This is a genomic window from uncultured Pluralibacter sp. (assembly GCF_913775985.1).
Lineage (GTDB): Bacteria > Pseudomonadota > Gammaproteobacteria > Enterobacterales > Enterobacteriaceae > Pluralibacter.
In genome coordinates, this window is sequence record NZ_CAJYMB010000147.1 from 496,319 (window position 1) to 510,147 (window position 13,829).

11 protein-coding genes are annotated in these 13,829 nt (G+C 58.1%); 4 read left to right on the forward strand and 7 right to left on the reverse strand.

Annotation, left to right across the window (positions count from 1 at the left end; all coding sequences use genetic code 11):
* Positions 1–13: 13 nt before the first annotated feature.
* From hofC to nadC, 4 genes are all read right to left on the reverse strand, one after another.
* Positions 14–1,240, reverse strand: a complete 1,227-nt coding sequence (hofC, locus tag QZ766_RS19735) for a protein transport protein HofC (RefSeq protein ID WP_297206249.1) — start codon at positions 1,238–1,240, stop codon at positions 14–16.
* Positions 1,233–2,618, reverse strand: a complete 1,386-nt coding sequence (gene gspE, locus QZ766_RS19740) for a type II secretion system protein GspE (protein ID WP_297206251.1) — start codon at positions 2,616–2,618, stop codon at positions 1,233–1,235. The genes hofC and gspE overlap by 8 nt, the downstream gene beginning before the upstream one ends.
* A 4-nt stretch (positions 2,619–2,622) precedes the next feature.
* Positions 2,623–3,069, reverse strand: a complete 447-nt coding sequence (ppdD, locus tag QZ766_RS19745; protein ID WP_297206254.1) for a prepilin peptidase-dependent pilin — start codon at positions 3,067–3,069, stop codon at positions 2,623–2,625.
* A gap of 159 nt (positions 3,070–3,228) precedes the next feature.
* Positions 3,229–4,122, reverse strand: a complete 894-nt coding sequence (nadC, locus tag QZ766_RS19750; protein ID WP_297206256.1) for a carboxylating nicotinate-nucleotide diphosphorylase — start codon at positions 4,120–4,122, stop codon at positions 3,229–3,231.
* An 87-nt stretch (positions 4,123–4,209) separates the two neighbouring features.
* Here nadC and ampD point away from each other — a divergent pair, with 87 nt between their 5' ends.
* On the forward strand, positions 4,210–4,773 hold the full coding sequence (ampD, locus tag QZ766_RS19755) for a 1,6-anhydro-N-acetylmuramyl-L-alanine amidase AmpD (protein ID WP_297206258.1): 564 nt from the start codon (positions 4,210–4,212) through the stop codon (positions 4,771–4,773).
* On the forward strand, positions 4,770–5,624 hold the full coding sequence (gene ampE, locus QZ766_RS19760; protein ID WP_297206261.1) for a beta-lactamase regulator AmpE: 855 nt from the start codon (positions 4,770–4,772) through the stop codon (positions 5,622–5,624). Before ampD ends, ampE begins: the two co-directional genes overlap by 4 nt.
* 109 nt (positions 5,625–5,733) lie before the next feature.
* Here the strand turns inward: ampE and QZ766_RS19765 are convergent, their stop codons facing one another.
* The 3 genes from QZ766_RS19765 to aroP all read right to left on the reverse strand — a co-directional run bounded on the left by QZ766_RS19765 (position 5,734) and on the right by aroP (position 9,729).
* A complete protein-coding gene (locus tag QZ766_RS19765; protein WP_297206264.1) occupies positions 5,734–6,684 on the reverse strand; it encodes a family 43 glycosylhydrolase in 951 nt (316 codons plus the stop codon).
* On the reverse strand, positions 6,681–8,084 hold the full coding sequence (locus QZ766_RS19770; RefSeq protein ID WP_297206266.1) for an MFS transporter: 1,404 nt from the start codon (positions 8,082–8,084) through the stop codon (positions 6,681–6,683). The genes QZ766_RS19765 and QZ766_RS19770 overlap by 4 nt, the downstream gene beginning before the upstream one ends.
* Positions 8,085–8,361: 277 nt before the next feature.
* Positions 8,362–9,729, reverse strand: coding sequence for an aromatic amino acid transporter AroP (gene aroP / locus QZ766_RS19775; RefSeq protein WP_297206268.1), 1,368 nt, complete (start codon positions 9,727–9,729; stop codon positions 8,362–8,364).
* A gap of 540 nt (positions 9,730–10,269) precedes the next feature.
* Between aroP and pdhR the strand changes: the two genes are divergently transcribed.
* Both pdhR and aceE read left to right on the forward strand, forming a co-directional pair.
* The gene (gene pdhR / locus QZ766_RS19780) at positions 10,270–11,034 is read left to right on the forward strand and encodes a pyruvate dehydrogenase complex transcriptional repressor PdhR (RefSeq protein WP_297206270.1); all 765 of its coding nucleotides are present in this window, start codon (positions 10,270–10,272) and stop codon (positions 11,032–11,034) included.
* 126 nt (positions 11,035–11,160) lie between these two features.
* A complete protein-coding gene (gene aceE / locus QZ766_RS19785; RefSeq protein ID WP_297206272.1) occupies positions 11,161–13,824 on the forward strand; it encodes a pyruvate dehydrogenase (acetyl-transferring), homodimeric type in 2,664 nt (887 codons plus the stop codon).
* Positions 13,825–13,829 lie beyond the last annotated feature (5 nt).

Sequence of the window (13,829 nt, forward strand, 5' to 3'; positions counted from 1 at the left end):
CCTGCGCCAGCTTCTACGCCCCGCCCAGCGCATCCCCCAGTCCGAAAACAGGCAGATACATTGCCACCACCAGCGTCCCGATAATGCCCCCTGTCACCAGCAGCATAACCGGCTCAAGCAGCGACGCCAGATCGTCCGCCTGCTGATGCGTGTGCTGCGTATGGTACGCCGCAAGATTTTCCAGCATTCTGTCCAGCGCGCCCGAAGCCTCTCCGGTGCGGATAAGCTGCCTGCACAGCGGCGTGAACACGGGGCTTTCATCCAGTGCCTGCCAGATAGGGCGGCCCTGGGTAACAGCGACAGTTATCTGCTGGATTAACGCGCGCCACCACGGACAGGTCAGGGTTTGCTCGACGCTGGTAAGTCCCTGCAGGAAGGGGATCCCGGCGCTTTGAGTAAGTGCCAGGATGGTATAAATCTGGCTCAGCTTTTGGCCGCGCATCAGGGAAGAGATAATCGGCAGCGACAGTCCAATTCGCGCCTTAGCGATCTGCCAGCGCGGATGCCGACGCAGCAGCGGGCTTAGAAGTACTGGCAAAGCGATGCCGGCGATAATCAGCGGCAGCCCATGCTGGACAAGCGCGGAGAGTGCCATCACACCGCGGGTCAGCAACGGCAGCGGCGCATTAAACGTGCGGTAGATGGCGGCAAATTCCGGCAGTACAAACCCGCACATTCCGATGACTACCAGCAGCGCCAGCATCAGCACGATCAGCGGATAGCGCAGGGCCTTTTTAACCTTCTGCGCCAGCAGCCGATCGGCCTCCTGCTGGCGGGCGAGATGCTGACAGCAGACGTCCAGCTTACCGGTTATCTCTCCCGCCTGAATCATCGCCGGGAAGAGCGGCGGGAAGACGTCCGGCCAGGCTCTGAGCGCCTGGGAAAGAGCCTGGCCCTGAGCCAGCTGCGCGGAAAGCCCGGTAAGCAGCGCCTGCCACTGAGGATGGGCGTGCTGCCCGGCAAGCAGTGACAGCCCGTCGGACAGCGTCAGGCCGGCCTGCAGCAAGGTAGCCAGCTGCTGCACCAGCTCTCCGCTGTACTGGCTGCGCCACAGGGATTTTTTTACCCGACAGCGGGTGACGGAAAGCGGCACCACGCTGTGCCGCTGCAGCGCAACAAGGGCTGCCGCTCTGTTTTCAGCCCACAGGGAACCGCCGCTGGCCTGGCCCTGGGGAGATACACCGCGCCAGCGCCACAGCTGCCGCGGCGCGGGTTTATCATTCAATAACGGCTTATTCATCCCCCGGCAGCCCCAGCACCCGCAGCAGCTCCTCAAAGGTTGTCAGCCCGTGTTCAACTGCCTCGCAGCCGTGCTCAAACAGCGTGGTCATGCCGGCCTGCCTGGCCACGGCGTCGAGATTCTCCGGCGAAGCACCGCTGATAATGGCCTGGCGGATCGGCGCGCTCACGGTCAGTACTTCAAAGAGCGCAATGCGCCCGTGATAGCCACCGTAGCAGCGTTCGCATCCCGGGGCGCGCCAGCGGGGAAGCGGGCGGGGCCAGCAGGATTGCGGCAGCGCTTCGTGTTCGCCGTGCTGCTGCTGGCACCAGGGACACAGGCGGCGCACCAGCCTCTGAGCCACCACCGTCTGCAGCGCGGAAGAGATCATCCAGCGGGCGACGCCCATCTGCTGCAGGCGCACCAGGGTTTCGCTGGTGGAGTTAGTGTGCAGTGTCGAGAGCACCAGGTGTCCGGTCTGCGCGGCCTTGATGGCAATCTCTGCGGTTTCGGCATCGCGAATTTCGCCGACCATCACGATATCCGGATCCTGGCGCAGCAGTGCCCGCAGTACGCTCTGAAACGTCAGGCCGGCCCGGACGTTGATCTGCGTCTGGTTAATGCCCGCGAGCGGAAGCTCAACCGGATCTTCCACGCTGCAGATGTTGACCTCCGGCCGGTTGAGCGCCTGCAGGGCGCTGTACAGCGAGACGGTTTTGCCGCTACCGGTCGGCCCGGTGACCAGAATCAGCCCCTGAGGCTGGGCCAGCGTCTGGCGAAATGCTGCCAGCTGCGCGGGCAGCATGCCGAGTTTGCCGATATCCAGGGATTGATCGACCTGCTGCATGACCCGCAGCACCACCTTCTCCCCGCCGCGGCAGGGCAGCGTCGCGATGCGAAACGAGAGGGGGCTACCTTGGATTTCAATGCTGAACTGTCCGTCCTGCGGCAGCCGCCGCTCGGCGATATCGAGACCGCCGAGTACTTTAAGTCTCGCCACCAGCGGCGCGCAGAGTGAAGGCCGCAGCACCGGGCGCGGATGCAGCACTCCGTCGATCCGCAGACGGATGTGCAGCGCCTCCGCGGAGGGTTCAATATGGATGTCGGATGCGCGCAGGGCCAGCGCCTGGCTAAAAATCTGGTCAAGCATGGCCACTGCGCTGCCGCTCTCATCCGCGGCGGCAGCGTGCTGCGCGTCCTGAAGCCTGCGCTGGTGCTGCTCCATGCGCCCGGTTTCCCAGCACTCAATGTCGATCTGCTTTTGCGTGGCAAAGCGAAGCGCCTCCATTAGTGGAGCCGGCGGATTACCCACCACGGCAATTGTTAGCTTTTGATCGTCACTGCTCAGCAGCGCGGCCTGATGGCGATGGCAAAGGGCTTCCAGCTGTTCGTAATTCATGGTGCTACCCTCGGGAAGGCTCAAAGCGGAAGACTTCCTCGCAGGTTTGTTTCAGCGCGCCGCCGCCGTCGCTTACCGCGCACTGGCGCTGCCAGCCGGTCACGCCGTCCGCGCTGCTCCAGCCGGGCGTCAGGGTTACCGTCAGGCCGTTCAGGCTTGCCTGACCGGTCAGGGTGACGATGCCCTTGGCGACCGACATCGTTGAAACGTAGCGGCTGGTTGCAGCGGCGGGTATTCCGCTGCTGCCCGCATCGCAGGCGTCGATGCCGCCGTGCTCGAGGGCGCAGAGCTCCACCGCCGTGCGGTAGGGCATAAACGTTTGCAGCATGTCAGTCATCGCTGCTTTGCGCAGGTAGTTCTGGTAGGCGGGAATGCCGATGGCGCTAAGAATGGCGATGATGCCAATCACCACCATCAGCTCAATAAGGGTAAAGCCCCGTTCTCTGTTCATGGTTCCTCCTTGGTTGGTGCAGGAACTGTGTCAGGACGCGGCAAGAATGGCGAAGGGCAAAAAGTAAAACGGGAAGGAGGATTCAGGCTTATTTAGTAGATTACAGCGTGATTGCAGAAGGCTGCGAAGAGGCGCGAAATCCTCTTCGCAGACGTTAAATTATTTAAAGCGCATCGACAGATCCAGGGCGCGAACGTGCTTGGTAAGTGCCCCGACAGAGATAAAATCCACCCCGGTCTGTGCGAACTCGCGAATGGTATCGAAGGTCACGTTGCCGGAGACTTCAAGCCGCGCTTGCCCGGCGGTCATCTTGACGGCGGCGCGCATACCGTCGGTATCAAAGTTATCCAGCATCACAATGTCGGCACCCGCTTTCAGGGCTTCTCCCAGCTCTTCAAGACTCTCCACTTCAACCTCTACCGGCACGTCGGGATGCAGCCAGAAGGCTTTCTCAATAGCGTTGCGCACCGATCCTGCGGCGATAATGTGGTTTTCTTTAATTAAAAACGCGTCAGAAAGGCCGAGGCGGTGATTTTCACCGCCGCCGCAAAGCACCGCGTATTTTAATGCGGTGCGCAGGCCGGGCAGCGTTTTACGGGTATCCAGCAGCTGGGTGTTGGTGCCCGCGAGCAGATCCACGTAGCGGCGGACTTCGCTCGCCACCCCTGAGAGCATCTGGACAAAGTTCAGGGCGGTACGCTCGCCAGTGAGCAGCACGCGTGATGGCCCCTGCAGCTCAAACAGCGGCTGGTTTGTGCTAATGGTATCCCCGTCTTTTACGTGCCACTCGATAGTGACGTCGTCGCCGGCCAGCTGAATAAAGACTTCTTCCACCCAGCGCTTGCCGCAGAACACGCCATCTTCACGGGTTATCACCACCGCGTGGGAGCGGGTCTCCGCCGGCAGCAGCTGCGCGGTAATGTCGTTATCGGCATTCACTTCTCCACCGAGATCTTCGCGAAGCGCGTGGGCGACATCGGCAGGAATATCAATGTTGATTCGCTCCAGCAGCGCGTCACGGCGGCTTTGCGGATTGTAGCGGCGAGGCGGCATGATAAAACTCCAAATGATGAGGAATGAGGCGTATTAATCATGCTACATTGAACCGGTTTTCAGCACCATACATTAAGGAGACAGCGCATGCAGTTACAAGGTGGCTGGCTGGACAGCGCCCGCCGCGTGCCTTCGCCGCATCATGATAGCCGCCCCGGCGATGAAGCACCTTCGCTGCTGGTGGTCCACAATATTTCCCTGCCGCCAGGCGAGTTTGGTGGACCCTGGATAGATGCGCTGTTCACCGGGACACTCGATCCCGATGCCCATCCTTTTTTTGCTGAAATTGTTCACCTGCGCGTTTCAGCGCATTGTCTTATTCGACGCGACGGCGAAATCGTGCAATATGTTCCGTTCGACAGGCGCGCCTGGCACGCGGGCGTCTCCTGCTATGATGGACGAGAGAAGTGCAACGATTTTTCGATTGGCATTGAGCTCGAGGGCACGGACGTGCTGGCGTATACCAATATTCAGTACCGGCAGCTGGCCGCGTTGACCCGGCTGCTTGCCACTCGCTATCCAGCCATTGCCAATAACATGGTGGGCCACAGCGATATCGCGCCGGTACGTAAAACCGATCCGGGCCCGGCCTTTGACTGGGCCCGCTTTCGCGCCCTGCTAACCCCTTCGTCAGACAAGGAGATGACATGACGCTGTTTACAACGCTGCTGGTGATGTTCGCCGAGCGTCTTTTTAAGCTGGGAGAGCACTGGCAGCTCGATCACCGCCTGGAGGTGCTGTTTCGCCGGGTGAAGCACTACGCCTTCTCAATGACTATTTTGATGACGCTCATCGCCATGCTGGTGACGTATCTTATTGAGCGCGTGCTGACCGGGCTGCTGTTTAACGTCCCGCTGCTTATCGCGTGGGTGCTGGTAGGCGCGCTCTGTATCGGGGCCGGCAAGTCCCGCCTCCACTATCACGCTTACCTCAAGGCCGCTTCGCAAAACGACGCGCACGCCCGCAAGACAATGGCCAGCGAGCTGACGCTTATCCACGGCGTCTCGCCGGACTGCGACGAGCGCGAGTTTTTGCAGGAGCTGCAAAATGCTCTGCTGTGGATAAACTTCCGCTTCTATCTTGCGCCGCTGTTCTGGTTTGTGGTCGGCGGCTATTACGGCCCGGTGCTGCTGGTGGGCTATGCCTTTTTACGTGCCTGGCAAAGCTGGCTTGCGCGCTATCAAACGCCGCGCCATCGCCAGCAGTCGGGTATCGACGCCATTTTGCACGTTGTTGACTGGATCCCGGTGCGGCTGGTAGGCGTAGTGTATGCCCTGATCGGACACGGCGAGAAAGCGCTGCCGGCGTGGTTTGCTTCTCTCGGCGATCGCCATACCTCGCAATATCAGGTGCTGACGCAGCTGGCGCAGTTCTCGCTGGCCCGCGAGCCGCATGTTGATAAAGTTGAAACGCCGAAAGCGGCGGTATCCATGGCGAAAAAAGCCTCTTACGTGGTCGTCGTGATTATGGCGCTGCTGACCATTTACGGCGCGCTGGTCTGATACTGCTGATAAACGGCATTTACAGAATACAGCAGATAATGCCGCTGTTCGTACAGGCGAGTCTCTGGTCCGGGAGCCGCTCCGGTCTCCAGACCAGAGCGGCTGCGGATTATCGGTTATCCGCCGGCGGAATGCCGAAGTCCGGCATCCCGTCCTCGCCCCAGAAGACGCGCTTGAGGCGCGTATGGCGATTGGGATCGTACAGCGGATCGCCCTCAATTTCGGTGTAGTTGCGCGCGTGGTAGACCAGCACATCGTCCCCCTCGGGCGTTACGGTAAAGCTGTTATGTCCGGGGCCGAACTGGCGATTTTCAACGCTGGTGGTGAATACCGGCTGCAACGATTTATGCCAGTTGCTGGCGTCGAGCGGATCCGCGTCGGCGTCAATCCACAGCAGCCCCATGCAGTAGTTTTCATCGGTTGCGCTGGCCGAGTAGCTGACGAACAGGCGGCTGCCGTGTTTAAGCACCGCCGGGCCTTCGTTAACCAGAAAGCCCCGGCATTCCCAGTCAAATTCCGGCTTGCTGAGCATGACCGGCTCGCCTTTGAGCGTCCACGGATTTTCCAGCTCTGCGAGATAGAGGTTTGAGTTCCCGGCAATATCCGGCGCCTTCTGCGCCCACAGATACCACTGTTTGCCCTGATGGTGGAAGGTAGTGGCGTCGAGGGCGAAGGTATCAAACGGCGTTTTTATCTGCCCTTTTTCCTGCCACTTACCGCTCAATGGATCGGCATCGTCGCACACCAGCGCGAACATCCGGTGCTGGAACATGCCCAGCGCGTCGAGTTCGCGGGTGGATGCCGCGGCAAACCAGATAATCCACTGGCCGTCGATAAAATGCAGCTCTGGTGCCCAGATAAGTTCGCTCATCGGGCCCGCGTCCGGTTTGCGCCAGACCACCACAGGCCGGGCTTCCGGCAGCGCGTCCAGCGTGGGCGCACGGCGGATCTCCAGACGGTCGTACTCGGGCACCGAGGCAATAAAGTAGTAGTTATCTTCGTGGTGCAGAATAAAGGGGTCCGCGCGCTGCTCTATAAAGGGGTTGGGCCACTCTTTCACGGTGCTTTCCTTACCGGTTCGCCGGCGTTGTGAAGTTCATTTAATTCGCGATAGTTCTGCCGGCGCTTTTCAAGATCTGCCTGAATTCTTTTCATCATGGCTCTGTCGACTTTCAGCAGGCGCACCACGCCGGCGGTGATCAGGTAGCCGATGCCGGGGATGATGCTGAACAGCAGGACAATGCCGTTGATAGCGCTGGCGCTCTGGGTTTTGGCTCCGGCATCGTAGCCGTACCACGAGAGCAGAAAGCCCACCATCGCGCCCGCCACCGCCAGCCCGACTTTCAGGAAAAACAGGTTGCCGGAGAAGCTGATGCCGGTAATGCGCTTGCCGGTTTTCCACTCGCCGTAGTCGTCGACGTCGGCCATCAGCGACCAGTGCAGCGGGGAGGGGATCTGATGCAGGATGTTGAGTAGAAAGTAGAGTGCTGTAACGGTCATCGTCGCCATCGGATCGAAGAAATAGAACGCGCAGGAGAACAGCGCCAGGGCGATGTTGGTCCAGAAGAAGACCTGCAGCTTGCACCAGCGATCGGTCAGCACTTTCGCCAGCATGCTGCCAATCATCATCCCGACAACGCCGAGGCTGATAAACAAGGTCGCGAAGTGCGTGCTCTGCTGCATCACCCAGGTGACGTAGTACATGGTGGCGGCCATGCGGATGAAGCCCGGGCAGACGTTGCTCAGCGTCAGCAGCAGAATGTGCACCCACTGATCGTTTTTCCAGACGTCTTTTAAATCTCGCTTCAGTTCATCGTTGGTCTGCACCGCCGGACGCACGCGCTCGCGCACGTTGGCAAAGCAAAACAGGAACATGCACATGCCGATAAAGGCCAGCACCACCATCGCCAGCTGATAGCCCCTGGCTTTGTCGCCGCCGCCGAACCACTCCACCATCGGCAGCAGGGTGAGGGAGAGCAGCAGCGTGGCGATGCCCACCAGCACGAACCGCCACGACTGGCAGGCGACGCGCTCCTGGGGATCGTTGGTAATGACGCTGCCTAACGAGCAGTAGGGAATATTGATTGCCGTGTAGGTCACGGAGAGTAAAAAGTAGGTGACGAAGGCATAGACAACTTTGCTGCTGTAGCCCCAGTCCGGCGTGGTAAACATCAACACGCTGAACAGCGCGTAGGGAAAGGCTATCCACAACAGCCACGGGCGAAAGCGGCCGTATTTGCTGCGCGTGCGGTCCGCCAGCGCACCCATAATCGGGTCGGTGACGGCGTCGATCACCCGCACCGAGAGCAGCAAAATGCCCACCAGGGCTGGCGTGAGGCCAAATACATCCGTGTAAAAATAGTTAACAAACAGCATGATGGCGCCGAAGATAATGTTACAACCGGCGTCGCCCATGGCGTAGCCGATCTTCTCTCTTACCGACAGCTTTGCATTTTCCATTGTCACTGCTCCATAAAAGGATATCTGCACTGAGTATTTGCTGAAATGAGGAAAAAAGCGTTGCAGGATCGCCTTGTGGATATGGATAAAATGGCTATGAAAAGGAAAGTGTGAAGCAGATAACAGCCCGCTGTGCGCGAATTTTCGGCAACTGGATGTGGATAATCTGAGCGGATTTTTCGAGAGGCGCTAATCACCGGGGTAAACAGCAATAGTAATGGCCTGTTTGAGACGGGAAAACGCACCGTGCCCGGCCGGGCACGGTGCGGAAGAGCGATTACGCGTTAACCGTTTTAGCGGCTTTTTGTTTGAACAGATAGCCCAGACCCAGCACAACCAGCCATACCGGGATCAGGTAAACAGAAATCTCCATCCCCGGGGTGATCAGCATGATGGTCAGCACGGCCACGACGGTGAGCAGGCACAGAATATTCCCCAGCGGATAGAGCAGGGCAGGGAAGCGGGTTTTCTCACCCTGGCGCTGCTTGGCCCGGCGGAAAAGAATGTGCGAAATGCTGATCATTGCCCAGTTGATGACCAGGGCTGAAACCACCAGCGCCATCAGCAGGCTGAATGCCGACTCCGGGGCCAGGTAGTTAATCAGGACGCCGATAGCGGTAAAAATCGCCGAGACGATAATGGTGTTTACCGGCACGCCGCGGCGGTCGAGCTTTTGCAGCGCCTTTGGCGCGTTGCCCTGCTGGGCCAGGCCGAACAGCATGCGGCTGTTGCAATAAACGCAGCTGTTGTAGACCGATAGCGCGGCAGTCAGCACCACGACGTTCAGGGCATTTGCTACAAAGGTGTCCCCCAGCTCGTGGAAAATAAGCACGAACGGGCTGGTATCCGCGGTAACGCGGGTCCACGGCAGCAGCGACAGCAGAATAGCCAGCGAGCCAATATAGAAAATCAGGATACGGTAGATGACCTGGTTAGTGGCTTTTGGAATGCTCTTTTCCGGCTCTGCGGCTTCTGCGGCGGTGATCCCCACCAGCTCAAGCCCGCCGAAGGAGAACATAATAATCGCCATCATCATTACCAGCCCGTTAATGCCGTGCGGCAGAAATCCGCCCTGTTCCCACAGGTTGCGCACGGTGGCCTGCGGACCGCCGTGGCCGCCGAACAGCAGCCAGGCACCGAAGACGATCATCGCCACTACTGCAAACACTTTGATGATGGCAAACCAGAACTCCAGCTCGCCAAACACTTTCACGTTGGTCAGGTTAACGGCGTTGATGGCAATAAAGAAGACCGCGGCGGAGATCCAGGTGGGGATCTCCGGATACCAGAACTGGATATATTTCCCGACGGCGGTCAGTTCCGCCATCGCCACCAGCACGTACAGCGCCCAGTAGTTCCAGCCGGAGACGAATCCGGCAAAGTTGCCCCAGTATTTATAGGCAAAGTGGCTGAATGAGCCGGCAACCGGCTCATCAACCACCATTTCGCCCAGCTGGCGCATGATCAGAAATGCAATAAATCCGGCAATGGCGTAGCCAAGAATAATCCCCGGGCCCGTTGACTGAATGACGGAGGCGCTGCCCAGAAACAGCCCCGTTCCGATTGCTCCACCCAGCGCAATAAGCTGAATGTGGCGGTTTTTAAGGCCGCGTTTCAGCTGTTCACCGTGCTGTTGACCTTCCATCGTAACCTCGTGAGTGATTGTTTTTTCTACGCCTTGGTTAGGCGCGTGTCATTATGAACTGCCATGTTCTGTACATTATATTTTACGGAATGATTATTCTTAAATTCGCATTAACTCTTCCGAAGTTTGCAGAATAGTGGTAAGCCGCAGCGAATGCACCTGCTTTATGAGGGGAAGATGACGAAGTGCGTAAAATTACGGCACTTGTAAATGAAGGCTCCCTTTTTGTGGGTAGTTTGTTGCGGGGCTGTTTCCATAACTTTCTGAAAATTGGCCTGATTTTGGCGCTCAAATCTGCGTAGTCGGAAACCAGTTTCGTTTCATAAAGGTTAATTCTGCCACTTTGTGGGTAAATTTTACATTTGGTTAAAGTTACAGCAATGAAACGTATATTCTTTTCGTTTGTTAAAAAACCACGTGTTTCCTGATTTCAATCAAAACCTGTATGGACACAAGGTGAATACTTTGTTACTTTAGCGTCACGAATCGTGAATTGGTAAGACCAATTGACTCCGGGCAAGCGGCTTGAAACAGGGAACCATGGCTTACAGCAAAATCCGCCAACCAAAACTCTCCGACGCGATTGAGCAGCAGCTGGAGTTTTTAATTCTCGAGGGCACCCTGCGCCCCGGTGAAAAACTGCCACCTGAACGCGAGCTGGCTAAACAGTTCGATGTTTCCCGTCCCTCCCTGCGCGAGGCCATTCAGCGTCTCGAAGGAAAAGGACTTCTGCTTCGTCGTCAGGGCGGCGGCACCTTTGTCCAGAGTAGCCTGTGGCAGAGCTTCAGCGACCCGCTGGTTGAGCTGCTCTCCGAACACCCTGAATCTCAATTTGATCTCCTGGAAACCCGCCACGCGCTGGAAGGCATTGCTGCCTATTACGCGGCGCTTCGCGGTACGGATGAGGATCGCCTGCGCATTGGCGAACTGCATCGGGCGATTGAAGTCGCGCAGCAGTCCGGCGATCTCGACGCTGAATCCAGCGCCGTTCTCACTTATCAAATTGCCGTCACCGAAGCGGCCCATAATGTCGTTTTGCTGCATTTGCTACGCTGTATGGAGCCCATGCTGGCCCAGAACGTGCGGCAGAACTTTGAATTACTGTATGCCCGGCGGGAAATGCTGCCGCTGGTCAGCAGCCATCGCACTCGTGTATTCGAGGCGATAATGGCCGGAGAGCCGGAGCAGGCGCGTGAAGCGTCGCATCGGCATCTGGCTTTCATCGAGGAAATCTTGCTGGACCGCAGCCGGGAGCATAGCCGCAGAGCGCGCTCCCTCCGCCGCATACAGCAACGAAAGGACTAGCTCTTTAGCGCCATATTTTAGAGCGCGACAACTAACGCAGAACCTGTCTTATTGCGCTTTCGCCGAGAGCCCAATGGGACAGGTTCCAGACCAATATCAACGATTAGATAGATAAGGAATACCCCCATGTCAGAACGTCTACAGAATGACGTGGATCCGATCGAAACTCGCGACTGGCTACAGGCGATCGAATCGGTCATCCGTGAAGAAGGTGTTGAGCGCGCTCAGTACCTGATTGATCAGCTGCTGTCTGAGGCCCGCAAAGGCGGCGTGCAGGTAGCCGCTGGTGCCGGGGCAAGTAACTACATTAATACCATTGCCGTTGAAGACGAGCCGGAATATCCGGGCAACCTGGACCTGGAGCGCCGCATTCGTTCCGCTATCCGCTGGAACGCCATCATGGCAGTTCTGCGCGCGTCCAAGAAAGATCTTGAGCTGGGCGGCCACATGGCTTCCTTCCAGTCTTCCGCGACCATCTACGAAGTGTGCTTTAACCACTTCTTCCGCGCCCGTACTGAAACCGACGGTGGCGATCTGGTGTACTTCCAGGGGCACATCTCTCCGGGCGTCTACGCGCGTGCGTTCCTCGAAGGCCGCCTGACCGAAGATCAGATGAACAACTTCCGTCAGGAAGTGCACGGTAACGGTCTGTCCTCTTACCCGCACCCGAAACTGATGCCGGAATTCTGGCAGTTCCCGACCGTCTCTATGGGCCTGGGCCCGATCGGCGCTATCTATCAGGCGAAGTTCCTGAAGTATCTGGAACATCGCGGCCTGAAAGACACTTCTAAGCAGACCGTTTATGCCTTCCTCGGCGACGGTGAAATGGACGAGCCGGAATCTAAAGGCGCGATCACCATCGCCGCCCGTGAGAAGCTGGACAACCTGTGCTTCATCATCAACTGTAACCTGCAGCGCCTGGACGGCCCGGTCACCGGTAACGGTAAGATCATCAACGAGCTGGAAGGTATCTTCAGCGGCGCCGGCTGGAACGTGATTAAAGTCATGTGGGGCGGACGCTGGGACGAGCTGCTGCGCAAAGACACCAGCGGCAAGCTGATTCAGCTGATGAACGAAACCGTTGACGGCGACTACCAGACCTTCAAATCCAAAGACGGCGCCTACGTGCGCGAGCACTTCTTCGGTAAATATCCGGAAACTGCCGCGCTGGTTGCCGACTGGAGTGACGATCAGATTTGGGCCCTGAACCGCGGCGGCCACGATCCGAAGAAAGTCTACGCTGCACTGAAAAAAGCGCAGGAAACCAAAGGTAAAGCGACCGTTATCCTGGCCCACACCATCAAGGGCTACGGCATGGGCGATAGCGCCGAAGGTAAAAACATTGCTCACCAGGTGAAGAAAATGAACATGGACGGCGTTCGCTACGTCCGCGATCGCTTCAGCGTGCCGGTGAAAGATGAAGAGCTGGAAAAACTGCCGTACATCACCTTCGATAAAGATTCCGAAGAGTACAAATACCTGCACGGCCAGCGCGAGAAGCTGAACGGTTACCTGCCGAGCCGCCAGACTCACTTCAGCGAGATGCTTGAGCTGCCGACGCTGGAAGACTTCAGCCCGCTGCTGGAAGAGCAGAACAAAGAGATCTCCACCACTATCGCTTTCGTTCGCGCCCTGAACGTGATGCTGAAGAACAAGTCGATCAAAGATCGCCTCGTGCCGATCATCGCCGATGAAGCCCGTACTTTCGGTATGGAAGGTCTGTTCCGCCAGATTGGTATTTACAGCCCGAACGGCCAGCAGTACACCCCGCAGGACCGCGAGCAGGTTGCTTACTACAAAGAAGACGAGAAAGGCCAGATTCTGCAGGAAGGGATCAACGAGCTGGGCGCAGGCGCGTCCTGGCTGGCTGCTGCGACCTCTTACAGCACCAACAACCTGCCGATGATCCCGTTCTACATCTACTACTCGATGTTCGGCTTCCAGCGTATCGGCGATCTGTGCTGGGCGGCTGGCGATCAGCAGGCGCGCGGCTTCCTGATTGGCGGTACTTCCGGTCGTACGACGCTGAACGGCGAAGGTCTGCAGCACGAAGATGGCCACAGCCACATTCAGTCGCTGACTATCCCGAACTGCATCTCCTACGATCCGGCATACGCCTACGAAGTAGCGGTCATCATGCATGACGGCCTGGTACGCATGTACGGCGAAGCGCAGGAGAACGTGTACTACTACATCACGACCCTGAACGAAAACTATCACATGCCGGCAATGCCGCAGGGCGCCGAGGAAGGTATCCGTAAAGGTATCTACAAACTCGACACTCTCGAAGGTAGCAAAGGCAAAGTGCAGCTGCTGGGCTCCGGCTCGATTCTGCGCCACGTTCGCGAAGCGGCCGAGATCCTGTCCAAAGAGTACGGCGTGGGCTCCGATGTCTACAGCGTCACCTCCTTCACCGAGCTGGCCCGCGATGGCCAGGACTGCGAGCGCTGGAATATGCTGCACCCGCTGGAAACGCCGCGCGTGCCTTACATCGCTCAGGTGATGAACGACGCGCCAGCGGTGGCTTCCACCGACTACATGAAACTGTTCGCTGAACAGGTTCGCACCTATGTTCCGGCAGACGACTACCGCGTTCTGGGCACCGACGGCTTTGGCCGCTCCGACAGCCGCGAGAACCTGCGTCACCACTTCGAAGTGGACGCGTCCTACGTGGTGGTTGCAGCCCTGGGCGAACTGGCTAAACGTGGCGAAATCGATAAGAACGTAGTTGCGCAGGCAATTACTAAATTCAATATCGATGCAGATAAAGTTAACCCGCGTCTGGCGTAAGAGGT